Source organism: Erythrobacter sp. SN021, assembly GCF_021864455.1.
Window position 1 is genome coordinate 186,934 of the sequence record NZ_JAKKUW010000005.1, and the last position, 22,483, is coordinate 209,416.

32 protein-coding genes are annotated in these 22,483 nt (G+C 63.3%); 17 read left to right on the forward strand and 15 right to left on the reverse strand.

Annotated features, from left to right (window positions below; all coding sequences use genetic code 11):
* Positions 1 to 204: 204 nt before the first annotated feature.
* The 9 genes from ykgO to hisB form a co-directional block, all read right to left on the reverse strand.
* Positions 205 to 330 (reverse strand): type B 50S ribosomal protein L36, encoded by a 126-nt coding sequence (ykgO, locus tag L5849_RS12440; protein ID WP_050599643.1) that lies wholly within the window; start codon positions 328 to 330, stop codon positions 205 to 207.
* A gap of 211 nt (positions 331 to 541) precedes the next feature.
* A complete protein-coding gene (locus L5849_RS12445) occupies positions 542 to 925 on the reverse strand; it encodes a histidine triad nucleotide-binding protein (RefSeq protein ID WP_236925839.1) in 384 nt (127 codons plus the stop codon).
* Positions 925 to 1,239: a phosphoribosyl-ATP diphosphatase gene (locus tag L5849_RS12450; protein WP_236925840.1), complete on the reverse strand. Its 315-nt coding sequence runs from the start codon at positions 1,237 to 1,239 to the stop codon at positions 925 to 927. Before L5849_RS12450 ends, L5849_RS12445 begins: the two co-directional genes overlap by 1 nt.
* 33 nt (positions 1,240 to 1,272) lie before the next feature.
* Positions 1,273 to 1,434, reverse strand: coding sequence for a hypothetical protein (locus tag L5849_RS12455; protein WP_162814791.1), 162 nt, complete (start codon positions 1,432 to 1,434; stop codon positions 1,273 to 1,275).
* A 77-nt stretch (positions 1,435 to 1,511) separates the two neighbouring features.
* A complete protein-coding gene (gene hisF / locus L5849_RS12460) occupies positions 1,512 to 2,282 on the reverse strand; it encodes an imidazole glycerol phosphate synthase subunit HisF (protein WP_236925841.1) in 771 nt (256 codons plus the stop codon).
* Positions 2,279 to 3,007, reverse strand: coding sequence for a 1-(5-phosphoribosyl)-5-[(5-phosphoribosylamino)methylideneamino]imidazole-4-carboxamide isomerase (gene hisA / locus L5849_RS12465; protein ID WP_236925842.1), 729 nt, complete (start codon positions 3,005 to 3,007; stop codon positions 2,279 to 2,281). The genes hisF and hisA overlap by 4 nt, the downstream gene beginning before the upstream one ends.
* Positions 3,008 to 3,041: 34 nt before the next feature.
* Positions 3,042 to 3,668, reverse strand: a complete 627-nt coding sequence (gene hisH / locus L5849_RS12470; protein ID WP_115415147.1) for an imidazole glycerol phosphate synthase subunit HisH — start codon at positions 3,666 to 3,668, stop codon at positions 3,042 to 3,044.
* The gene (locus tag L5849_RS15960; RefSeq protein WP_255704423.1) at positions 3,661 to 3,792 is read right to left on the reverse strand and encodes a hypothetical protein; all 132 of its coding nucleotides are present in this window, start codon (positions 3,790 to 3,792) and stop codon (positions 3,661 to 3,663) included. The genes hisH and L5849_RS15960 overlap by 8 nt, the downstream gene beginning before the upstream one ends.
* A complete protein-coding gene (gene hisB, locus L5849_RS12475) occupies positions 3,785 to 4,378 on the reverse strand; it encodes an imidazoleglycerol-phosphate dehydratase HisB (RefSeq protein WP_115415148.1) in 594 nt (197 codons plus the stop codon). The genes L5849_RS15960 and hisB overlap by 8 nt, the downstream gene beginning before the upstream one ends.
* Before the next feature lie 113 nt (positions 4,379 to 4,491).
* Between hisB and L5849_RS12480 the strand changes: the two genes are divergently transcribed.
* The 4 genes from L5849_RS12480 to L5849_RS12495 all read left to right on the forward strand — a co-directional run bounded on the left by L5849_RS12480 (position 4,492) and on the right by L5849_RS12495 (position 7,276).
* On the forward strand, positions 4,492 to 4,995 hold the full coding sequence (locus L5849_RS12480) for an SspB family protein (RefSeq protein WP_115415149.1): 504 nt from the start codon (positions 4,492 to 4,494) through the stop codon (positions 4,993 to 4,995).
* Between the two features lie 35 nt (positions 4,996 to 5,030).
* A complete protein-coding gene (locus L5849_RS12485) occupies positions 5,031 to 5,480 on the forward strand; it encodes a hypothetical protein (protein WP_236925843.1) in 450 nt (149 codons plus the stop codon).
* Positions 5,481 to 5,535: 55 nt separating this feature from the next.
* Entirely contained in the window at positions 5,536 to 6,183 is a 648-nt protein-coding gene (gene gmk / locus L5849_RS12490) for a guanylate kinase (protein ID WP_115415151.1), read from the forward strand.
* 115 nt (positions 6,184 to 6,298) lie between these two features.
* Complete coding sequence (locus L5849_RS12495; protein ID WP_236925844.1) at positions 6,299 to 7,276, forward strand: GGDEF domain-containing protein; 978 nt, start codon at positions 6,299 to 6,301, stop codon at positions 7,274 to 7,276.
* A 22-nt stretch (positions 7,277 to 7,298) separates the two neighbouring features.
* Here the strand turns inward: L5849_RS12495 and L5849_RS12500 are convergent, their stop codons facing one another.
* From L5849_RS12500 to L5849_RS12510, 3 genes are all read right to left on the reverse strand, one after another.
* Complete coding sequence (locus tag L5849_RS12500) at positions 7,299 to 8,096, reverse strand: SDR family NAD(P)-dependent oxidoreductase (RefSeq protein ID WP_236925845.1); 798 nt, start codon at positions 8,094 to 8,096, stop codon at positions 7,299 to 7,301.
* A 117-nt stretch (positions 8,097 to 8,213) separates the two neighbouring features.
* Positions 8,214 to 9,353, reverse strand: coding sequence for an acyl-CoA dehydrogenase family protein (locus L5849_RS12505; protein WP_236925846.1), 1,140 nt, complete (start codon positions 9,351 to 9,353; stop codon positions 8,214 to 8,216).
* Between the two features lie 3 nt (positions 9,354 to 9,356).
* The gene (locus L5849_RS12510) at positions 9,357 to 10,541 is read right to left on the reverse strand and encodes an acyl-CoA dehydrogenase family protein (RefSeq protein WP_236925847.1); all 1,185 of its coding nucleotides are present in this window, start codon (positions 10,539 to 10,541) and stop codon (positions 9,357 to 9,359) included.
* A 178-nt stretch (positions 10,542 to 10,719) separates the two neighbouring features.
* Here L5849_RS12510 and L5849_RS12515 point away from each other — a divergent pair, with 178 nt between their 5' ends.
* The 10 genes from L5849_RS12515 (at position 10,720) to L5849_RS12560 (ending at position 18,931) form a co-directional block, all read left to right on the forward strand.
* Positions 10,720 to 11,595 carry an SDR family NAD(P)-dependent oxidoreductase gene (locus L5849_RS12515; RefSeq protein ID WP_236925848.1) on the forward strand — a complete coding sequence of 292 codons (876 nt, stop codon included), beginning with the start codon at positions 10,720 to 10,722 and terminating at the stop codon, positions 11,593 to 11,595.
* Entirely contained in the window at positions 11,595 to 13,031 is a 1,437-nt protein-coding gene (locus tag L5849_RS12520; RefSeq protein WP_115415157.1) for an MFS transporter, read from the forward strand. The genes L5849_RS12515 and L5849_RS12520 overlap by 1 nt, the downstream gene beginning before the upstream one ends.
* 74 nt (positions 13,032 to 13,105) lie before the next feature.
* Positions 13,106 to 14,440: an acyl-CoA dehydrogenase family protein gene (locus tag L5849_RS12525; RefSeq protein WP_236925849.1), complete on the forward strand. Its 1,335-nt coding sequence runs from the start codon at positions 13,106 to 13,108 to the stop codon at positions 14,438 to 14,440.
* Positions 14,440 to 15,528, forward strand: coding sequence for a Zn-dependent alcohol dehydrogenase (locus L5849_RS12530; protein ID WP_236925850.1), 1,089 nt, complete (start codon positions 14,440 to 14,442; stop codon positions 15,526 to 15,528). Before L5849_RS12525 ends, L5849_RS12530 begins: the two co-directional genes overlap by 1 nt.
* Positions 15,528 to 16,604, forward strand: a complete 1,077-nt coding sequence (locus L5849_RS12535; RefSeq protein WP_236925851.1) for a phosphotransferase family protein — start codon at positions 15,528 to 15,530, stop codon at positions 16,602 to 16,604. The genes L5849_RS12530 and L5849_RS12535 overlap by 1 nt, the downstream gene beginning before the upstream one ends.
* 49 nt (positions 16,605 to 16,653) lie before the next feature.
* Positions 16,654 to 17,478 (forward strand): 2,3,4,5-tetrahydropyridine-2,6-dicarboxylate N-succinyltransferase, encoded by an 825-nt coding sequence (gene dapD, locus L5849_RS12540; protein WP_115417693.1) that lies wholly within the window; start codon positions 16,654 to 16,656, stop codon positions 17,476 to 17,478.
* Positions 17,479 to 17,558: 80 nt separating this feature from the next.
* Complete coding sequence (locus tag L5849_RS12545) at positions 17,559 to 17,888, forward strand: hypothetical protein (protein WP_236925852.1); 330 nt, start codon at positions 17,559 to 17,561, stop codon at positions 17,886 to 17,888.
* Between the two features lie 22 nt (positions 17,889 to 17,910).
* On the forward strand, positions 17,911 to 18,138 hold the full coding sequence (locus L5849_RS12550) for a DUF2945 domain-containing protein (RefSeq protein ID WP_236925853.1): 228 nt from the start codon (positions 17,911 to 17,913) through the stop codon (positions 18,136 to 18,138).
* Positions 18,139 to 18,141: 3 nt separating this feature from the next.
* Positions 18,142 to 18,333: a DUF3008 family protein gene (locus L5849_RS12555; RefSeq protein ID WP_236925854.1), complete on the forward strand. Its 192-nt coding sequence runs from the start codon at positions 18,142 to 18,144 to the stop codon at positions 18,331 to 18,333.
* Between the two features lie 112 nt (positions 18,334 to 18,445).
* Positions 18,446 to 18,931 (forward strand): potassium channel family protein, encoded by a 486-nt coding sequence (locus L5849_RS12560; protein ID WP_115415163.1) that lies wholly within the window; start codon positions 18,446 to 18,448, stop codon positions 18,929 to 18,931.
* Positions 18,932 to 18,934: 3 nt separating this feature from the next.
* Here L5849_RS12560 and L5849_RS12565 read toward each other — a convergent pair whose 3' ends face one another.
* Positions 18,935 to 20,212 (reverse strand): dipeptidase, encoded by a 1,278-nt coding sequence (locus tag L5849_RS12565; protein ID WP_236925855.1) that lies wholly within the window; start codon positions 20,210 to 20,212, stop codon positions 18,935 to 18,937.
* A 68-nt stretch (positions 20,213 to 20,280) separates the two neighbouring features.
* Here L5849_RS12565 and L5849_RS12570 point away from each other — a divergent pair, with 68 nt between their 5' ends.
* From L5849_RS12570 to L5849_RS12580, 3 genes are read left to right on the forward strand one after another with little or no spacing between them, the layout of a single operon-like run.
* Positions 20,281 to 20,571, forward strand: a complete 291-nt coding sequence (locus tag L5849_RS12570; protein ID WP_236925856.1) for a DUF427 domain-containing protein — start codon at positions 20,281 to 20,283, stop codon at positions 20,569 to 20,571.
* A complete protein-coding gene (locus L5849_RS12575; protein ID WP_236925858.1) occupies positions 20,568 to 21,005 on the forward strand; it encodes a cupin domain-containing protein in 438 nt (145 codons plus the stop codon). The genes L5849_RS12570 and L5849_RS12575 overlap by 4 nt, the downstream gene beginning before the upstream one ends.
* Positions 21,002 to 21,400 (forward strand): DoxX family protein, encoded by a 399-nt coding sequence (locus tag L5849_RS12580; RefSeq protein ID WP_236925860.1) that lies wholly within the window; start codon positions 21,002 to 21,004, stop codon positions 21,398 to 21,400. Before L5849_RS12575 ends, L5849_RS12580 begins: the two co-directional genes overlap by 4 nt.
* A 7-nt stretch (positions 21,401 to 21,407) precedes the next feature.
* Here L5849_RS12580 and L5849_RS12585 read toward each other — a convergent pair whose 3' ends face one another.
* Positions 21,408 to 21,659, reverse strand: a complete 252-nt coding sequence (locus tag L5849_RS12585) for an SWIB/MDM2 domain-containing protein (protein WP_115415168.1) — start codon at positions 21,657 to 21,659, stop codon at positions 21,408 to 21,410.
* A 25-nt stretch (positions 21,660 to 21,684) separates the two neighbouring features.
* The gene (locus tag L5849_RS12590; protein ID WP_236925861.1) at positions 21,685 to 22,269 is read right to left on the reverse strand and encodes a YbhB/YbcL family Raf kinase inhibitor-like protein; all 585 of its coding nucleotides are present in this window, start codon (positions 22,267 to 22,269) and stop codon (positions 21,685 to 21,687) included.
* Positions 22,270 to 22,483: the final 214 nt, after the last annotated feature.

Genomic DNA, 22,483 nt, shown 5'->3' on the forward strand with positions numbered 1-22,483 from the left:
CCGATCTTTGCTGTGCCGTCCCACTCTCCCTCCCGGCCACCCACGGCACTATACTGTTTGGGTGGCCGGGAGGGGGAGTGGGATAGCACGGCCGCAAGCCTTCGACGGATGTCGAAGGCGCACAAAACAGAAAAGCCCGCACCCCTCGTCGGGGCCGGGCCTTGTCTGCAAGACGTTTGCCACCCTCGCCGGGCGGCGCGCCGTTTAGCCCTGGCGGGCCTTGAAGCGGCGATTGGTCTTGTTGATGACATAGGTGCGCCCGCGGCGGCGGATGACGCGGCAATCGCGGTGGCGGCCCTTGAGCGACTTGAGGCTGTTACGGATCTTCATGATGTCTCTCGTCAAATAAATACGCGCCGGAAATGGTGTTCCGACGCGCCCAAATCAAGCGCGCCGTTAAAGGCTGGCTGGGATTCGGTCAAGGAGAGAGTTGGCCCGCGATACAAATGCCGCTTGTGAAAACTCCTGCGCGCATTGCGTGCCAAGCCAGTCCGCGACGCTGCTGTGCGGCCCTTTTCCAAGGATCGCAGCGCCAGTCCTGTCAGCCTCGCCGTGCGATCATCGGCCCAAGCGGCTGCCCGCCAAATATGTGCACGTGCAGATGCGGCACTTCCTGCCCGCCATGGGCGCCGATATTGGCCATCATCCGATAGCCGGGCTCGACCAGCCCCTTATCGCGGGCCACCTTGCCCACCGCACGCACGAAACCCGCAATTTCCGCATCGCTCGCCTTTTCGGCGAAATCGTCCCAGCTGACATAGCGCCCCTTGGGCACCACCAGCGTATGAATTTCGGCCTGCGGATTGATATCCTCGAAGGCGTAGGCCCACTCGTCCTCGTATACCTTGGTCGAGGGGATCTCGCCGCGCAGGATCTTGGCAAAGATGTTCTCGTCGTCATAGGGCTGAGTTGGATCGACCGGCATCACTGGCTCCTGCTGGCTTTCTCGGCAATTCCCGAAACCCCGTCGCGCCGGTCCAGTTCGGCCAGCACCGCGGCAAAGGGAATGTCGCGCGCATTCAGTGTGACAAGGAGGTGGAACAGGATGTCGGCCGCCTCGCCGACCAGTTCCTCGCTGCTGCCCGACAGAGCCGCGACCGCAGCCTCTACCCCTTCCTCGCCCAGCTTGCGGGCGATCTGGGGCAGGCCCTTGGCATGAAGGCTCGCCACATAGCTTTGCGAAGGGTCGGCCTGGCGCCGCTGCGCTATGGTCTTTTCGAGGCGGGTAAGCGTATCCATGGCCTGCGCTATGCACGGCCCATGCGCTCAGCGTCAATCGGAGTTGCGGCCCATCAGGAAACGGCCGACCAGCACGCCCGCCAGCCCGACGGCAACGAGCGTCAGCGCGCTCGGTTCGACCAGCCGCGCGGCAATGCCGGCGGGGCCACCGAGATCCGCGAATTGCGCGGCCAGCGATATGAACTGGCTGGTCATGGCGTATTTATACCATTTTCTAAAAGTTGCGCAGCGGTGCGCCGAGCCCGTGTCCCGCCTCGGGACAGGCCAGGCGGTCAGCCCCGGGCGGGCAGGCCTGCCGCCCGCAAAGCCGCATGGGCCTCGGCAATCGTGCGCTCGCCGAAGTGAAAGATCGACGCGGCGAGCACGGCGCTGGCGTGGCCGCGCGTTACCCCCTCGACGAGATGGTCGAGCGTGCCCACACCCCCGCTGGCAATGACCGGAACAGAGACCGCATCGGCAATGGCCCGCGTGAGTTCGACATCGTAACCTTGTCTCGTTCCGTCGCCGTCCATCGAAGTGACCAGCAGTTCTCCCGCCCCCAGCTCGGCCAGCCGGATCGCATGTTCGACCGCGTCGATCCCGGTCGGCTTGCGCCCGCCATGCGTGTAGATTTCCCAGCCGCGCACATCGCCGCTGGTCGAGGCGCGCGCATCGATGCTGGCGACGACGCACTGGCTACCGAATTTCTCGGCGATCCCGCGGACCAGTTGGGGGTTGCTGACGGCGGCGGAATTGATGGCGACCTTGTCGGCACCGGCCAGCAGCAATGCCCGGGCATCCTCGACACTGCGCACACCGCCGCCCACGGTCAGCGGCATGAAACACACCTTGGCGGTGCGCTCGACCATGTCGAGCAAGGTGCCGCGTCCCTCGTGGCTGGCCGAAATGTCGAGGAAGCACAGTTCGTCCGCGCCCGCCGCGTCATAGGCCTGCGCCTGCTCGACCGGATCGCCGGCGTCCTTGAGGTCGACGAAATTGACCCCCTTGACCACGCGCCCGTCGGCCACGTCGAGACAGGGTATGACGCGGATGCGGACAGTCATGCGTGCTCTGCCACACGCAGCGCCGCCGCCAGGTCGAGCCGCCCGTCATAAAGCGCCCGGCCGGTGATCACACCTTCGATCCCCTCGCCCGCGAATTGCATCAGCGTGTCGATATCGGCGAGATTCTTGACCCCCCCGCTGGCGATTACCGGAATCTCCACCTGCCGCGCCAGGCTCACGGTCGCGTCGATATTGACACCCTTGAGCAGTCCGTCGCGACCGATATCGGTAAACAGCAGGCTGGCAACGCCCGCATCCTCGAACCGGCGCGCCATGTCGACGATCGAGACATCGGAAACCTCGGCCCAGCCATCGGTGGCGACCATGCCATCGCGCGCATCGACCGCGACCACGATCCGCCCGGCGTGATCGCGCGCCATGGCCTTCACGAATTGCGGGTCCTTGAGCGCCGCGGTGCCGATCACGATGCGTTCGACCCCCGCTGCGAGCCAGCCCTCGACATCGGCCGGGGTACGGATCCCGCCGCCGAGCTGGACCTTGCCGGGAAAGGCGGCGACGATGCCCTCGACGGCTTCGCGGTTCTGCGCGCTGCCGGCAAAGGACCCGTCGAGATCGACCACATGGAGATGGTTCGCACCGGCCCGGGCGAACACCTTCGCCTGCGCCGCCGGGTCGTCGCCATAAACGGTCGCGCGGTCCATATCGCCTTCCGCGAGACGCACGACTTCGCCGTTTTTGAGATCGATGGCGGGAAAGACGATCATAGTTTTCGGTCCGGTCTGGGGAGCGGGCGCATGGTCACGGGGTCCACTCGAGGAAGCGTGAGAGCAGATCGAGCCCGTAGGCCTGGCTCTTTTCGGGGTGAAACTGCACGCCAAGGAAATTGTCGCGCCCGACAGCAGCAACGAGGCCGCCGCCATGATCGGTCATGGCCAGCACATCCTCATGGTGGCGGACCTTGAAATGGTAGGAATGCAGGAAATAAGCCTCGCCTTCGGCCACCACTTCATGGCCCTGCGCATGCGGCAAGGGCGCAACATCGTTCCAGCCCATATGCGGCACTTTGACGCTGGTGTCGGTCGGCTCGATCAGGCGCACAGCGCCGTCGATCCACCCCAGGCCCGGCGTCTCGCCATGTTCGAGCCCGCGCGTCGCGAGCAATTGCATCCCCACGCAGATGCCGAGAAAGGGCGCCCCGCCGACAAAGACGCGTTCGTGCATCGCTTCGACCGCGCCCTTTTCGGCGTGCAGCCCCTCGGCGCAGGCCTTGAACGACCCGACACCGGGCAGCACGATCCGGTCCGCCGCGCGGATCACATCGGGATCGGCGGTGACAGTGACATGCGCCCCGACTTTGCGCAGGGCGTTTTCCACCGAATGAAGATTGCCGGCCCCGTAATCGACCAGCGCGATGACCTCAGCCATTCCTGCGTTCCGCACGCCCCTCCGGGCGCGCGACCTCCTCGCTCATGCGATCGAAGATCGCGTCGCTACGGCCGGCCGGTCGGCCTTGCGACTGCTGCGCAGCCCATTCGGCACGATCAGCCACCGAGTTGACCTTTCGTACTCGGGATCGCCCCGCCCTTGCGCGGATCGATCTCGACCGCCGCGCGCATCGCGCGGGCGAACCCCTTGTAGATCGCTTCGCAGATATGGTGGTTGTTGACGCCGTAGAGCAGTTCGACATGCAGCGTCAGGCCGCAGGTCTGGGCAACCGAATGAAACCAGTGCTCGATCAGCTCGGTATCCCATTCACCCAGCTTTTCCTGGCTGAAGCCCGCGCGCCAGACGAGATAGGGCCGCCCCGAAATATCCAGCGCTACCCGCGCCAGCGTTTCATCCATCGGCGAATAGGCGCTGCCGTAGCGCGCGATACCGCCCTTATCGCCCAGCGCCTGCCCAAGCGCCTGCCCCAGCGCCAGCGCGCTGTCTTCAGTGGTGTGATGCTGGTCGACATGCAGATCGCCCGTCACCTTCAGCGTTACGTCGATCAGCGAATGCTTGGCGAACTGTTCGACCATATGATCGAGAAAACCGATGCCCGTCGCGACATCGTATGTGCCCGTTCCGTCGAGATCGACCTCGACGAGAATTCTGGTTTCCGCGGTATTTCGTTCGATCCGGCCTGTACGCATGCCAGCCGCGCTAGAGGGGCGGGCGGCGCCGTGCAAGAAAATGCGCCTATCCACAGGGTAAAGACGCGCTTAAACCGCTTGACCCGGACCGCCTGCCGCTCCACCTACGCCGCATGAGCGACGACACGCCCGACAGCCTGATCCCCTATGATTCCATCGTCCAGGAAGCCCTGCGTGCCGTGGTCGGCCGGGTGCTCGGCGAGATCGAGCAGGGCGGCGGCGAATTGCCCGGCGCGCATCATTTCTACATAACTTTCAAGACCCACGCCCCGGGCGTCTCGATCCCGACCAGCCTGCGCGAACGGTTCCCCGACGAGATGACCATCGTGCTGCAGAACAAGTTCTGGAACCTGAACGTGCGCGAAGACGGCTTCGCGGTCGGCCTGTCGTTCAACCAGATCCCCGCCGAACTCGACATTCCCTATGCCGCGATCACGCAGTTCGTCGATCCGGCGGTCGATTTCGGGCTGCAGTTCCAGGCCACGGTGGCGGATATGGGTCCCGCGCCCACCGAACATCCCGAAAACGATGGCACGGAACAGGGCGATGACGCAGCCGTTGAAGGAGCGGAAGACGGCTCGAATGTCGTCACGGTCGATTTCGGCCGCAAGAAATAGGCGCCGGGCCTTCCCGGCATGGAACGGGGCAGGACATGGCTAAACTCGGCCTTACCGACGAAGACAAACCCAATCACCTGACCGATGTGGTTGGTGAAAAGCTCGAACGGGCGACCGACGGTCTTCCGGACCGGGACGAGCCCGTCCCCGGCCCGAGCCCCAACCCGGCGACCAATCTCATCATCCACGACATCCTGTTGCGCAGCGCGGGCCGCCTGTCGCGCATGGCGGTCGAGAAAGCAGTGCTGGGTCGGCAATACGGCCAGCAGTTCGCCAAGGACGCGGTCGAGAACCGCAGCCTGGTGCACACACTTGCCGCCTATGGCGTGACCAAGGTAGCGACCAAATCGGTCCCCGGCGCGCTGATCGTCGGTACGGGGCTGGCGCTCAAGGTCCTGTTCGATCGCAGCCAGTCACGGCGCAAATCGCGCCGCCAGGGCAACCGCACGCTGCGCCGTCAGGCCGATCCCGACGGCAAGATTTGACGGGATACACGGCGCGGGGGTTGATTAGTCCCCGCTCCATGCGCCAACAGCGCGCATGGCCGATTCCACTGTTTCGCACGACAAGCTCGCCCGCAGGGGCCTCATGTTCATCCTCTCCTCGCCCAGCGGAGCGGGAAAGACGACAATCTCGCGCATGTTGCTGGATGCCGATGACGAGATCAAGCTGTCGGTCAGCGTCACCACGCGTCCACCGCGAGATGGCGAAATCGACGGTGTGCATTACTATTTTGTGGACGATGCCGAATTCGACAGAATGGTCGCGGAAGACGACTTCTACGAATGGGCGCATGTTTTCGGTCACCGTTACGGCACACCCAAGGGCAAGATCCGCAATGCGCTAAAGGAAGGGCAGGATTTCCTGTTCGACATCGACTGGCAGGGCACGCAGCAACTTTATCAGAAGGACCAGCAGGACGTAGTCCGCGTGTTCATTCTCCCGCCGAGTATTGCCGAGCTTGAACGCCGATTGCGCGGCCGCGGCACCGACAGCGGCGAAGTGATCTCCGCGCGGATGGAGCGCGCGCGCGCCGAGATCAGCCACTGGGACGCCTATGATTATGTAGTGATCAACGAGGACGTCGATGCCTGCTTTGCGCAGGTAAGCGAAATCCTCGATGCTGAGCGTATGAAGCGCCAGCGCCAGACCGGCCTGATCCCTTTCGTGCGCGAGCTGATGGCCTGAGCAGCGCGATGATCGGTCTTGCGACGCCTTGGGCGGGATGCGAATTGTCAATCATTGCATGGCATCAATCCATGCGTGATTCGTCGCGTTGTCAGATCGGTTTTGCAGGGTAGCCATGGCTGCAGTTGATTTCGAAAAAGGCGACAAGACCATGGCTTTCCTGAAAAGCCATCGCCTGCCGCCGAGCCCGCAGAATTATACGCTCGCCTATATCGCCCTGTTCGACAGCGGCTCGCCGATCGGGCGTGCCATCCAGGAAATCGTCGACGAAGGCTATCGCATCAAGCAGGAGGAAGTGGACACGATCTTCGACCGCCACGGCGGCGCGGCGATTTATGGCCTGACGGACAAGGCGCAGGGCCAGCGCGCCGCGCACCTGCGTCACCAGACGATCAAGCTGGGCGAGCTGGCATCTTCCGCCGCAGATGCCACGGGCGCCTTTGCCCGCGAACTAACCCAAGAGGCCGATCACATGGCCAGCGACAGCGCCAATACGCTGTCGATTGTCGGGCGCATGATCGAACAATCGCAGCAGGCGCAAGGTCGCCTGACCGAGGCCATGCAGGAAGTGAAAGAACTGCGCGAGGAGCTCGAGGCGGCGCGCAACGATGCCCATCGCGACGAACTGACCGGCCTTGCCAACCGCCGCGCGATCGACTCCTATCTGGCCGAACTGGCCGAAGCGGGCGAGCCGCGCGTTATCGCCCTATGCGATATCGACAAGTTCAAGTCGGTCAACGACCGCTACGGTCACAGCGTGGGCGACCGCGTGCTCAAGCTTGTGGCGAAGACACTGGAAGACATCTGCCGCCCCCATTTCATCGGACGCTGGGGCGGCGAGGAGTTCATTGTCGTCATGCAGTCGGACAATGTCGAAGCAGGCGTCAACCTGCTCGACCTTGCCCGACACGAGCTTGCCAGAAAGGAATTCAAGCTGCGCGAGACGGATGAACCGATGGGCCTTATCTCCTTTTCAGGAGGCGTGGCGCTGGCAGCCGACGGCGCGGATGCGAATGCCGCGACGCTGAAACAGGCTGACCAGGCGCTCTACCGTGCCAAATCCGAAGGTCGCAATCGCATCCTCCCGGCCTGACGGCCGCCCTTCGCCGATCCCCTCATCCGGCCTGGGCGAAGTGGTTCGGGAGCAAAGCGTTGACGATGCCGCCATCGATGGTGACGGTTTCCCCGATGGTGTAATCGCCAGCCCGGCTGGCAAGATAGACCGCGGTTCCACCCATATCGAGCTTGTCGCCCACGCGCTTGCTCGGAATGCCCGCGGCGGACTGCTCTTCGAAATCGCGTGCGGCGCGATTCATGTTCGAGGGGAAGGCCCCCGGCGCAAGGCTGGTGACATAGATATGGTCGTTGACCAGCCGCGCGGCCATCCGGCGCGTGAGGTGGATCAGCGCCGCTTTCGAAGCCTGATAGCTGTAGGTCTCCCACGGGTTGATGCGCTGGCCGTCGACCGAGGTGATGTTGATCACCTTGCCCGGTCGTTCCGCGCTGGCAGCCGCGGTCAACAGCGTGTGTAGCTTCTGCGTGAGGAAGAACGGCGTCTTGACGTTGAGGTCCATGACCTTGTCCCAGCCGGCCTCGGGAAACTCGAGATAGTCCACGCCCCAGGCGGCGCCTGCATTGTTGACCAATATGTCGAGCTTGCTTTCGCGGCTCGAAAGCTCTTCCACCAGCGCGTCGATCCCGTCCAGGGTCGACAGGTCGCCCTGGATGCCGATCACACGCTCGCCCAGTTCGGCGCAGGTTTCCTCTATCTCGTCGATCTTGCGCGCGCTGATATAGACACGCTCGATGCCGGCGGCGAGGAAGCCTTCGACGATCATTTTGCCGATGCCGCGGCTGCCGCCGGTGACGAGGGCAACACGGCCCTTGAGGCTGAACAGGTCTTCAAGTGTCATTGCAATTCTCCCAAATCAGTCATTGCGAGGAGCCGCAGGCGACGCGGCAATCCATTTTGCCGCTCCCTGGATTGCTTCGCTTCGCTCGCAATGACTGGGAGTGGTGATCGTCTGGCGTCAATAGCCGCTCATCTCGGCAACGCGGCCTGCATGATAATACTGGTCGCCCAGGAATTCCTGCAGTGCGCGCTCGCGCTTCATATATAGGCCGATATCGTATTCGTCGGTCATGCCGATCCCGCCGTGCATCTGCACGCCTTCGCGCACCGCGAGCCCCGCAACCTTGGCGACCTTGGCCTTGGCGACCGAAGCCATGAGGTCGGCCTTTTCGCTGCCGCCATCGAGCAACTGAGCTGCCTTGATGGTGACCGCACGCGCGATTTCGACCTCGGAATACAGATGGGCCGCACGGTGCTGCAATGCCTGGAATTCGCCGATCACCCGGCCGAATTGCTTGCGCTGCTTGAGATAGTCGACGGTCATGTCCATCGCGCCGCGAGCCACGCCCACCCCTTCCGAAGCGGCGCCGACGCGGCCCGCCACCAGCATGGCATCGAGCACCTCGCGTCCGCCATCGACCTCGCCGATCACGGCATCGCCATCGAGCTCGACACCATCGAATGTGACATGGCTGGCCATCGAGCTGTCGACCAGGCGCACGCTGTCATGGCTCATGCCGGCGGCATCCTGCGGGACGGCGAACAGCGTCACGCCATCCACGTCGCTATCGCTGCCCGAGGTCCGCGCGGCCACCACGATCATCTCGGCGCTTGCCCCATAGACCACGAAGTCCTTCTTGCCCGAAAGCTTGAAGCCATTGCCCGATTTTTCGGCCTTGCAGGCGATCGTCTCGGGGCGGTGCTTGCGCCCTTCGTCGATAGCCACGCCATAAACCTTCTCGCCCGAGATGAGATCGGGCAGCCACCGGCCCTTCACGTCGTTGCTGCCGTGCTTGAGGGCAGTTGCCGCCAGCACGGAGGAGGAGAGGAACGGCGAAGGCGTGAGATTGCGCCCGATTTCCTCGAGCACGATGTTCGCTTCGACCTGGCCCATGCCGAGCCCGCCGTCGTCTTCATCCACCAGCATGCCGGTAAAACCCATTTCGGCAAACTGTTGCCACAAGGCATGGCCGAAACCGTCCTTGCACTGGCGGTCGCGCCAGTGGCGGAGCTGGTTCTTGATCGAACCTTCCTCGGCCATGAACTGGCCTGCGGTGTCAGCCAGCATCGTCTGGTCGTCGTCGTAATACAGAGGCATCGATCAGGCTCCCGGCAGGTCGAGGATACGTTTGGAAATGACGTTGAGCATGACTTCGGACGTGCCGCCCTCGATGCTGTTCGCCTTGGTGCGCAGCCACCCGCGCGACGGCTTGCCGCCGCTGGTTTCCTCGCTTTCCCATTCAAGCGCATGGCTGCCGCCCGCCGCCATCATCAGCTCGTGGCGGCGCTTGTTCAGCTCGGTCCCGGCATATTTCATCATGTTCGGCTGGGCGGGGTGCGCCTTGCCGACCTTGATCTCGTCGAGGAACTTCTCGCCCATCGCGCCATAGGCCAGCGCGTCGACATCGAACTGCGCGAGCTCGGCGCGCAGCACCGGATCGATATCGCCATTGGCGCGCGCCAGAGCGGCACCGATCGTGCCGGTATTGCCGCCATCGGCGCCCGAGATCATCTCGCGCTCGTGGCCGAGCAGGTATTTGGCGACATCCCAGCCGCGATTGATTTCGCCGACATAGGCGGGAACATCCTCGCCATAGCTCTTGGGCACGCTGACATCGTCGAAGAAGGTTTCGCAGAACGGGCTGTTGCCGCTGATCAGCAGGATCGGCTTGGTCGACACACCTTCGCTCGCCATGTCGTAAAGCATGAAGGTGATGCCGCGATACTTGTCCTCCTTATCCGTGCGGACGAGACAGAATATCCAGTCGGCCTTGTCGGCATAGGAGGTCCAGATCTTCTGGCCGTTGACCACCCAGTGATCGCCCTTGTCCTCTCCGAAGGTTTGCAAGGATACGAGATCCGACCCCGAACCCGGTTCCGAATAGCCTTGGCACCAGCGGATTTCACCGCGCGCGATTTCGTTGAGAAAGCGCTGTTTCTGACCTTCGGTGCCGAAATGCAGCAGCGCCGGGCCGAGCATCCAGATACCGAAGCTGGAAAGCGGCGGGCGCGCGCCGATGGCGGCCATTTCCTCGCGTAGCACCTTGGCCTGCGCGGGCGAGAGACCGGCGCCGCCATATTCCTTGGGCCATGCGGGGACAGTGTAGCCTTTGTCGCGCGCGGCTTCGAACCAGGCCTTCTGCGCCTCGCTCTTGAAGGTTGCATTGCGGCCGCCCCAATAGACGTCTTCCTCGTCGCGCACCGGCTGGCGCATCTCGGGCGGGCAATTGGCTTCGAGCCAGGCGCGCGTTTCCGCGCGGAAGGCTTCCAGGTCGCTGTCGGACATTGTCCAATCCTCTCTTTTTCAAACCATCGGTATGTTGACGCTTACGTTAGGGTGATTCGGCCCATCGGCGCAAGGCCACTCGCGATGGCCCGCATTGCCGTAACGTCAGCCGGAATGCGTTGACGCATTGGCACGCTCGCCTAAGCTGCGCGCAAAGAAATTCGGGGAGAGAGTAGGGATGCGATTCTCAGGCAAGACGGTGATCGTCACTGGTGCGGCATCGGGTATCGGGGCCGACGCGACCGCGCTGTTCGCCAGCGAAGGCGCGGTGGTTTACGCCAGCGACATCGATGACGAGGGCGGCGAGAAACTGGCTGCGGAAACCGAAGGCGAGGTGCGTTTCGTGCGCTGCGACGTCTGCGATCCCGCCCAGATCAAGGCGCTGATGGACCGCGCGGCCCAGGAAACCGGCGGTATCGACACGGTGTTCAACAATGCCGGGGCCGGCGGTGCGCGCGCCGACATATCGGAAATCGAACCCGATGAATGGGACCGCACGATGGACCTGCTGCTGCGGTCGGTCGCCTTCGGCATACGCTATGCCGTCCCGCACATGAAAGACCGGCCCAGCACCAAGACCGGCGGGGCGAGCTTCGTCAATGTATCGAGCGTGGCCGCAGTCGGACCGGGCTATTCGCCGACCACTTACGCGGTCGCCAAGGCCGGGGTGCTGCATCTGACAAAATGCGCCGCCGCCGACCTGGCCCAGCACGGGATCCGCGTGAATGCGGTGCAGCCCGGCTTCATCAATACCAACATCTTCACAGCCAGCCTCGAAATTCCCGAAGAGTTGAAAACCCAGGCGAAAGCGATGATCGCGCAGATGTCCTCCAATGCGCAGCCGGTGGCGCGCGGCGGCAAACCGCGAGATATTGCCGAGGCCGCCGCCTATCTCGCAAGCGAAGCGGCAGGCTTCGTCACCGGAACATCGCTGATCGTCGATGGGGGGATCACGATCGGGCCGCGCCATAGCTGGGACCCGGAAGAAGGCGGCGCTTTCGAAGCGCTGATGGCGCTCGAGGAGCAAGTGAAGAAGGCGCAGCAGTCCGCCTGATGCCTTTCGTCACCGGCCCCCTGCCCCAGCGCCTCAAATTGATCCACGGTTTCGGCGCGGTTGCCTTCGGCGTGAAGGACTCCGGCTTTTCGTTTTTCCTGCTGATCTTCTACAATCAGGCCCTGGGCATGGATGCAGGCACGGTCAGCCTCGCGCTGGCGCTGGCTCTGTTGATCGACGCCTTTGTCGATCCGTTGCTGGGCAATCTGTCCGACCGCACCTGGTCGCGCTGGGGCAGGCGCCTGCCGTGGCTCTACGCGGCCCCCATCCCGCTGGCTTTCGCCTGGGTCTTCCTCTGGCATCCACCGGGCGGCGGCACACCAAGCTTCTGGGAATTGCTGGCCATCGCCGTATCGGTCCGCGTTCTGCTGTCCGCCTGCGAGGTCCCTTCCGTCAGCCTGTTGCCCGAAATCACCGCCGATTACGACGAGCGGACCACGCTGTTCCGATATCGATTCCTGTTCGGGTGGTGCGGCGGATTGCTGATGATGGTGCTCGCCTATTTCGTGCTGATGCCCAGCGCCGAAGCGCTGCTCGAGCCCGAAGGCTATCTGTGGTTCGGGATGATCGGCGCGACGCTGATGGTGATTTCGGTGCTCGGCTCGGCTCTGGGGCAGCACAAGCTCGTCGCCGGTTATCCCGAAACGCGCGCGCCGCCCTTCACCTGGCGCGGTGCCTTCAGCGAGATCATCGATGCCTTCAGCGAGCGCGCCTTTCTCATCTTCGCGGCCGGCGCGCTTGCGGCCTATATCAGCCAGGGCCTCACCTTTTCGCTGACCAATTACATCAATGTGTTTGTCTGGCGTTTCGATACGGTTGAGCTGCAATTTTACCCGATCGTCCTGTTCCTGTCCGTTATCGTGATGTTTTTCATCGTAGGCCCCATGCACCGCCGGTTCGGCAAGCCGCGAAGCGCAGTGATCGGCGCGATCGGGTCGCTGGTTGTCATCCTCATTCCCTTCAGCCTCTATTTGGCAGGCCTATGGCCGGAGACGGGTACGCGGCGCAGCGCGATCCAGTTTTATGCCTTTCTGCTGGTTGCGAATACGCTGGGCGTGGTGGTGATGATATCCGCCACCTCCATGATCGCGGAGATCGTCGAGGCGTATCAGGAACGTACAGGAAGGCGTGCCGAGGGCAGCTTCTATTCAGGCAACTGGTTCGTCCAGAAATGCGCGACCGGCGGGGGAATCCTGATAGGCGGGCAGGTGATCGCACTATCGGGACTCGCCCCCAATACCTCGCCGGCCGAGGTGCCGCTGGAGGTCATCCACAACATCGTCTGGCTCTACGGTGCAGCGATCGTCTTGCTCGGCCTTGTCGCAGCGTACTGGCTTGGACGCTTCCCGATCGGACGCGAGGAACACGAAGCGCGACTGAAGGCACTCGACATCGCTGCGCGCGGAGACATCGACGGAGGCACGATCGTGCCCTGATTACCACTTGGCGGGAGCGGCGCGCTCTGCCATTTTCGAACAAACGGAATTGAGAGAGAAGAGGATAGCAGACGATGGATTTCGAACCGACAGAACGGCAAGCATACTGGCGCGACCGGGTGAAGAACTTCATCGAAGAGCATGTCCGCCCCGCCGTCCCGACCTACAAGGCGCAGGATGCCGAAGGAGATCGCTGGAAGGTCATCCAGGTGGTCGAGGACCTCAAGGCCAAGGCCAAGAAGGAAGGCATCTGGAACCTGTTCATGCCGCCGCGCAATGACGGGCATCACCATGTCGAAGAGAGTTTCGAATTCGAAGGCCCGGGCCTGACCAATCTCGAATATGCGCTGTGCGCCGAGGAAATGGGCCGCATCGGCTTCGCTTCGGAAGTGTTCAACTGCTCCGCGCCGGACACCGGCAATATGGAAGTGTTCCACCGCTATGGCACGCGCGCGCAGAAGGACGAATGGCTCGCCCCGCTGATGAATGGCGAGGTCCGTTCCGCCTTCCTCATGACTGAGCCCTTCACCGCATCCTCGGACGCGACCAATATCGAGACGCGGATCGAACGCGACGGTGACGAATACGTCATCAACGGCCGCAAATGGTGGTCCTCGGGCGTGGGCGATCCGCGCTGCAAGGTCGCCATCGTCATGGGCAAGACCGATTTTTCGGCAGGGCGCCATGCGCAGCAATCCATGATCCTGATGCCGATGGACGCGCCCGGTGTGACCATCCTGCGCCACCTGCCCGTATTCGGCTATGACGATGCGCCGCACGGCCATATGGAAGTCGAACTCAAGGACGTGCGCGTCCCGGTGGACAACATGCTGCTGGGCGAAGGCCGCGGCTTCGAGATCGCGCAGGGACGCCTCGGCCCGGGCCGCATTCACCACTGCATGCGCACGATCGGCGTCGCCGAGGAAGCGCTGCACAAGATGTGCAAGCGGCTGCAGGAGCGCGAAGCCTTCGGCAAGCCGATCTACAAGCACTCGGTCTGGGAAGAACGCGTCGCCCGCGCCCGCATCGATATCGACATGACTCGCCTGCTGTGCCTGAAAGCCGCCGACATGATGGACAAGGTCGGCAACAAGGCGGCCAAGCAGGAAATCGCCATGATCAAGGTTCAGGCGCCCAACATGGCGTTGCGGATCATCGACGATGCCATCCAGGCGCATGGCGGCGGCGGCGTGTCCGACGATTACGGCCTCGCCAACGCCTATGCGCACCAGCGCACGCTGCGGCTGGCCGATGGTCCGGACGAAGTTCACGCCCGCTCGATCGCACGCATGGAATTCGCCAAGCACCTGCCCGAGAAGGGGCCGACCGCCAATGCCCTGCGCGAGGGCGCGGCACCGACTTCGGGTGACGATCATCTCAGCTCGGGCGATATGGGAGTGGCGCGCTAATGGCCAAGGCAGCAATCCTGGAATCGGTCGGCGGGCTCACCATCGGCGAGGTCGAACTTGCCGACCCCGCCCCGCACGAGGTCCTCATCGACACCAAGGCCTGCGGGCTGTGCCATTCGGACCTGCACTTCATCGAAGGGGCCTATCCGCATCCGCTTCCGGCCATTCCCGGCCACGAAGCGGCGGGCGTGGTCCGCGCGGTCGGCAGCGAGGTGAAGACGGTCAAGCCGGGCGACCACGTGGTCTCCTGCCTTTCCGCCTTTTGCGGTCACTGCGAATTCTGCGTCACGGGGCGCATGGCATTGTGCATGGGGGCGGACACTCGCCGTGCGCAGGATGCCGCGCCGCGCATCATGCGCGCCGACGGCAGCGGACCGGTGGGGCAGATGCTCAACCTGTCGGCCTTTGCCGAACAGATGCTGATCCACGAACATGCCTGCGTCGCCATCGACAAGGACATGCCGCTGGACCGCGCCGCAGTCATCGGCTGCGCGGTGACGACCGGTGCGGGTGCCATCTTCAACGCCTGTTCGGTTGTGCCGGGCGAAGCCGTGGCCGTGGTCGGTTGCGGCGGTGTCGGCCTGGCCACGATCAACGCCGCCAAGATCGCCGGGGCGGGTAAGGTCATCGCGATCGACCCCCTGCCCGAGAAACGTCAGCTCGCCGAAGTGCTCGGCGCGACCCACACGGTCGACGCCATGGCCGATGACGCGGTGGAGCAGGTCATGAAGATTTCCGGCGGCGGCGTACACCACGCGATCGAGGCGGTCGGGCGGCAGGCCAGCGCGGATCTGGCGGTGAAGCTGCTGCGTCGCGGCGGTACGGCCACGATCCTCGGCATGATGCCGCTCGACTGCAAGGTCGGCCTCGGCGCGATGGATCTGCTGTCGGGCAAGAAACTTCAGGGCGCCATTATGGGGATGAACCATTTCCCGGTGGACCTTCCGCGCCTGGTCGACTTCTATATGCGCGGCCTGCTCGACCTCGACACGATCATCGCCGAGCGTATTCCGCTTGAGAAGATCAACGAAGGCTTCGAAAAGATGAAGGGCGGCCATTCGGCGCGCAGCTTGGTGGTGTTCGACTGATGAGCGAGAAGGCGATCGATTTCGACAAGGAGATGGTCGGCACCGTCGCGGTGACCGAACGCGACGCGATGGACCTCGACGCGCTGACCGCGTGGTTTGAGGCCAATGTCGGGGGTTTCGAAGGGCCGATCTCCTATTCGAAATTCAAGGGCGGCCAGTCGAACCCGACCTATCGCATCGACACGCCGGCGCGCAGCTATGTCCTGCGCCGCCAGCCCTTCGGCAAGCTGCTGCCGAGCGCGCATGCCGTCGACCGGGAATACAAGGCCATGCACGCGCTGGGGCCGACCGGCTTTCCCGTGCCGAAGACCTATGGCCTGTGCGAAGACCCGGAGGTGATCGGAGCCAAGTTCTTCGTCATGGGCCTCGCCGATGGGCGCAGCTTGTGGAACGGCGCGCTGCCCGATTATTCGCCCGAAGAGCGGCGCGAAATCTATAACGCCATGATCGACACCATGGCCGAACTGCACCTGCGCAAGCCCGACCAGATCGGCCTCGGCGATTACGGCAAGCCGACCGACTATTGCGCGCGCCAGATCTCGCGCTGGTCGAAACAGTATAAGCTGTCCGAAACCGAACATATGCCGAAGATGGAGCGGCTGATCGAATGGCTGCCGCAGACCATCCCGCCGCAGCACGAAAGCAGCGTCGTGCATGGCGATTACCGGCTTGACAACATGATCTTCGAGAAGGACGCAAACCGTGTCCTTGCCGTGCTCGACTGGGAACTGTCGACCCTGGGCGATCCGATCGCCGATTTCAGCTATCTCATGCTCAACTGGCACAACCCGCATGACGGGCGCGCCGGGCTGCTGGGGCTGGATCTCGAGGCACTGGGAATTCCGTCGCAGCAAGAGGCGGTTGATCGCTACGTCGCGAAAACCGGATATCCGGTCCCGCCGATGGATTGGTACTTCGCCTACAATCTCTTCCGCCTGGCCGGGATCATGCAGGGCATCAAGAAGCGCGTGATCGACGGCACCGCATCTTCCGCGCATGCGAAATCCATGTCCGAACGCGTCGCGCCGCTGATCGACCGCGCCTACGAATTCGCGCAAGCGGCGGGGATGGACTAGCGACGCGGGCCTGCTAACGACCGCTTCCGAACGTGAACCGGAGACCAGCATGAGCACCGACCTCGAAAACCGCATCACCGCCGCGTGGGATGACCGCGCCAATATCACGCCGCAAAGCGCCGATGTGCGCGAGGCGGTCGAGGCGGCGCTGGCCCTGCTCGACAGCGGAGAGGGCCGCGTGGCCGAGCCCGATGGCAAGGGTGGCTGGACGGTCAATCAGTGGCTCAAAAAGGCCGTTCTGCTGTCCTTCCGGCTCAATGACAACCGCGTGATGGATGGCGGCAGCGCGGGCCACCCGGCCTTCGACAAGGTGCCGAGCAAGTTCGCCGGATGGGACGATGCCCGCTTCCGCCAGGCAGGCTTTCGCGTCGTTCCCGGCGCAATCGCCCGCGAAGGCGCCTATATCGCGCCCGGCTGCGTGCTCATGCCCAGCTTCGTCAATATCGGCGCCTATGTCGGCAAGGGCACGATGGTCGATACCTGGGCCAGCATCGGCAGCTGCGCGCAGATCGGCGAGAATTGCCATATATCGGCAGGGGCCGGGATCGGCGGCGTGCTCGAACCGATGCAGGCCAACCCGACCATCATCGGCGACAACTGCTTCATCGGCGCGCGCAGCGAGATCGTCGAAGGGGTGATTGTCGGTGAAGGCAGCGTTGTGGCCATGGGTGTTTTCATCACCCAGTCGACCAAGATCGTCTACCGCGACACCGGCGAAGTCATTCGCGGCCACATCCCGCCCTATTCGGTGGTGGTGCCCGGCACCATGCCCGGCAAGGATGGCGGCCCCGGCCTTGCCTGCGCGGTGATCGTCAAAACGGTGGATGCGCAAACGCGCGAAAAGACCGGGATCAACGACCTCCTGCGCGACTGAACTTCCGGAACATTCACGCCGCGCGAGCGTAAAGCTCCCAGAAACTGCGGGATCGCAAGATATTCAGGGAGTAGAATCACGTGCACAAAGAAGGCGAAGAAGTCCACGTTACCGGCACCGAGGCGAGCGGCGGCTCGAAGGAGGGCGTGGTGCGCTGGGTGCTGGCAGGCGGGCTGCTGCTCGCGCTTGTCCTGATGTCGATCGTCTGGATCATCCCCGCACTGTCGACCGGCGATGTCGAGGAAGAAGGCACGGTCAGCGGGCAGATATCCTCCATGGAAGATGATGGGGACAGCACCGACAGCATCGTGGGGATCGAAGGCGAGACCGATCTGGGGGACGATCAGGTCGCGGCGCCCGACGGGGATCAGACCAGGATTGAGGACGGGCTCGAAGTTATCGAGAATTGACCGTTTCAAGGAGTGAGGTCGCATGAGCAATCCCAACAGCTTCCAGGCCAACCAATACGTCAAATGGAACTGGGGCGACGGCACCGGTTGCGGCCAGATCAAGGAGCGTTTCGAGCGCGAAGTTACCCGCACCCTGCAAGGTACCGAGGTCACCAAAAGCGGAGACGAAGACAATCCCGCCTATCTCATCCGGCAGGATGATGGCGACGAGGTGCTCAAGCGCGGTAGCGAACTCGAAGCACAGGACTGAACCATGCCCGACGCCAAGAGCAAGGCCCAACAGCGAGCCGCCGGTGCGGCGCTGTCGGCCAAGCGCGGGGAAACCGATATCGGCGACCTCCAGGGTGCATCCCGGCAGATGCATGACAGTATGAGCGAAGAAGAGCTGGAGGAAATGGCATCCACCGACCGCTCCGACCTGCCGGAAACCGCGGACGGGGATTGATGGCCCGCCGCATGTGCGACGAATTCTTCAGCAATGACGACGCACAACCATTCGCCGATGCGCTGGATCGGTTCGACGATCGCGAGCGGGACCCGCTGACGCTCGAAAAGCGATGACCAACAGCCTGCCCGACAACGCACAGGTCATCAGCGCGACCTTCAATCAGCAATTGCTGATAGGTGCAGCAATGATCGCAGTATGCGTCGTCATTCACGGCATGGGCCTGTTCACGATCCAGCGCATTCTTTCCGGAGAACGGATGACCGAGCGGTTCGAAAAACTGCGCCCCCTATCCGTCACCGGGGCGGGATTTACGCTGATCGCGGTGTTCGCGATCATCTTCCTTCATTTCGTCGAAATCTGGCTGTTCGCGTTTCTCTACGATTACCTCGGCGCGCTGCACTCCTTTAGCGAAGCCCTGTATTTCTCCACCATCAGCTACGCCACGATCGGCTATTCCGACGCGTCCATCCATAATGAATGGCGCATGGTCGCGGCTTTGGAAGGCGTGGTCGGCATTATATTGCTGGGCTGGTCGACCGCCTTCTTCGTTCGCATACTCGGCCGCCTCGAAGGCGAGGACGGCAAGCTCCGCTAACGCCTATTCGCCAGCGTCGCGCGGCTCGCCCGCGGCATATTCGAACGGAACCATGTCGCCGACGCTCGCCGCATAGACCTCGGCATCGCGCATCACCCGCATCATGTTGCGCGAGGCGATCTTCTCCAGATCCTCCTGCGAATATCCGCGCTGGGCCAGTTCGACGAACAGCGCCGGATAGCCGGTCACGTCTTCCATCCCGATCGGGCCGGTGGGCATGCCGTCGTAATCGCCGCCGATCCCGATATGATCGATCTCCGCGACGTCGCGAATATGGTCGATGTGGTCGGCCATGTCGGAGATGGTCGAAACCGGCGGGCGGTTTTCGGCATCCCATTTCGCCAGTTGCGCCTCCACCGTGTCGGGCAGGCCGGGAAAGAGCGCTTCGAGCCGCGCCTTCTCCCCCGCGCGGTCGGCGGCATGGTTGCGTAGGTCTTCGGTGATGAACCACGGCAGCGCGACCACCATCACGAGCCCGCCATTTTCAGGCAGACGGGCGAGAACGCCATCGGGCACGTTGCGCAGATGGCCGTTGATCGCCCGCGCACCCGAATGGCTGAAAATGACCGGAGCCTTCGCCACGTCTAGCGCATCGTGCATTGCTGCTTCGCTGACATGGCTGAGATCGACCAGCATGCCGATGCGGTTCATCTCGCGCACCACGTCCTTGCCGAAGGCGTTGAGTCCGTCATGCTTGGGCACATCGGTCGCGCTGTCGGCCCAGCTCAGCGTCTTGCCATGTGTCAGCGTCATGTAGCGCGCGCCCATATCGTACATCTGGCGCAGCACGGCGAGGCTCGAGCCAATCGAATGGCCGCCCTCCATGCCCAAAAGCGAGGCGATCCGGCCCGCTTCCATCGCCTGCTCGACATCATCGGCGGTCAGCGCCAGTTGCAGATCGTTGGGATAGCGCGCGATCAGCCGCTTGGTCACATCGATCTGCTCGACGGTCGCCTGCACCGCTTCGGGCTCGGGCAGGCTGGCGCTGACATAGACCGACCACCACTGCGCCCCGACCTTGCCCTGGCGCAGCCGCAACAGGTCGGAATGCATGGCACTGTGCCCGTCACGCGCGGTATCCAGCGTATCGCTAAAATCGAAATCGTTGATCCGGTTACCCAGACGCGAGCGCAATTGGATCGGCACGTCGTTATGGCCGTCCCACACCGGCGCCGCTTCGAGCGCCGCGGCGGCTGTTTTCTCCGCACCGCTCTGGGCTGACGCCGGACCTGCGATGGCAAGAGCGGTTGCGGCAGCGGTGGCGAACAGAAATTGGCGCATATTCAGGAACCCCTTGTCATCTTGCGGGCTGTCCTAGCAAAGAGCAGCGGCAAGGAAAGGCCCCATTCATGACCATCACCGCCCGCTGGAACGGCGAGACGCTGGCGCGCAGCGACGACACGGTCGTCGTCGAAGGCAATCACTATTTCCCGGCGGGCGATGTCGCGCGCGGCATACTGGTGCCGAGCGAGACAACCAGCCACTGTCCATGGAAAGGGACGGCGAACTATTACTCGATCAATGCCGGGGGCGAAATAAACACCGACGCCGCCTGGTATTACCCCGAGCCGAAAGAAGCGGCGGTCGAGATCAAGGATCGCATCGCGTTCTGGAAAGGCGTCGAAGTGGTGGAGGCATGACGTCGGCAGGGGCTATCATCGAGGAACTCGGTCTGGCACCACACCCCGAGGGCGGATGGTACCGCGAGACTTGGCGTGCCCCCGCCGCAGGCGGCGAAAGAGCCAGCGCGACGGCGATCCACTTCCTCCTCGAACATGGCCAAAGCTCGCACTGGCACCGGGTCGATGCGGCCGAAATCTGGCTGTGGCACGCGGGAGACCCACTCGAACTGACGCTTGCGAAGGACGATGACGGCCCCATCGAAACCGTTCTGCTCGGGTCAGACGTTATCGGCGGGCAGGCGGTTCAGCATGTCGTTCCACCGCACTGGTGGCAGGCAGCACGACCGGCGCAAGGCAAGGCAGGCTACGCGCTCATGTCCTGTATCGTATCGCCGGGGTTCGAATTTTCCGGCTTCGAACTGGCCGCCGCAGACTGGCACCCCGGCACATGATCCGAGCCGGGCTACGCTGGCTGCTCGGTGCTTTCTATGCCTTTGCGGGGTATATGCATCTCGCCAATCCGGCACCGTTCCTGGCGATCATGCCGGGCTGGGTGCCCGCCCCACAAACGGTGGTTTTCTGGACCGGCATTGCCGAACTGCTCGGCGCGGCGGCGCTGGTGCAATGGGCCAATTCGTCCTTGCGCCGGGCCGGTGCCGTGGGCCTCGCGCTCTATGCGATCTGCGTGTTTCCGGCGAACATCCATCATTTCGCGCTCGACATGGCGCGCCCCGATGGTGGGCTTGGGCTCGGCTATCACATACCGAGGATGATCGCGCAGCCGGTTCTCGTCTGGCTCGCGCTGTGGACCGGCGACGTAACGGACTGGCCGCTGCGCCGCCGGTAACCGCGGATCAGCTCATGTGCTTCGAGACGGCGCCCGTCATCTTGAACATGGAGATCTGTTCCTTGCCGATCACGCCGCCGAGCGTGTCGTCGGGATTGATCATGCGCTTGTCGTTGGAATCCTGCAGGCCCTTGGCCTTGATGTAATCCCACACCTTCGAAGTGACCTGGGCGCGGGTCATCGGACCCTTGCCGACCACGTTTTCGAGCTGCGGCGACAGGTTCACCGGCTTTTGCAGTGCGTTGTTCTTGCCAGCCATGACTAATCCTTTCCTTGGCTATGCTTCATTCTACGTCGCCCAGATCATCTACATCCAGTTCCTCGACCTCATGGCCTTCGAACCTGGCTGTCAGAACCGCGGCGGCGGTCACGTGTCCGTCCAGATTGCGGACGAGTTCCTCATGCGTCGCCCCGGGCATCAGTGTGAGCGGGAGATCGATCGCGAAAAGCTGAAATACGTAGCGGTGTTCTTCGCCCAGTGGCGGGTCGGGCAGCAGCCATTCGGAATTGCCCTGGGCGTTCTTGCCAGTACGCGGCGGGACCTCGCCCTCCATTAGCTTGCCCTTCTGCGGCGCAAGGCCCCAGACGGTCCAATGGACATGCCCCTTGTCCGCATCCTCGGCGATCAGCACCAGTTCCTGGGTGCCAGGCGGCGGCGCCGTCCACTCGAGTGGCGGAGCAACCGAATCCTCTTCGATCGCGGTGAAGGAGGGATCGAGTTCACCCCCATGGGCAAATGCAGCACTTGTCAGGGTGAAGCCGCCGCGTCCCATCACGCGCTCATCCGCTACCTTTTCAAGCGTCAATCCATGCCCGACCGGACTTCCGCCAACCGCCTTTTGAACCCAGGGCGCAACGCCGCTAGCCATGAAAACTCCTCTTTTTCGCCTTTTCAGGCACCTTTCAGCCAACCTTTAAGGCATAGCTCGGCCCGACAAACCATCCCGACGCGGGAAATTTGCACCGTTTTCACCGGCACAAGCCCGCAAGACCCACGTCAGACATGTTGCCCGGAACCGATAATACCGCCATGAAGAAGGCGGGCCGGTGCCCACTTGGGGCCGGATGTCTCGGAGGGGAAAT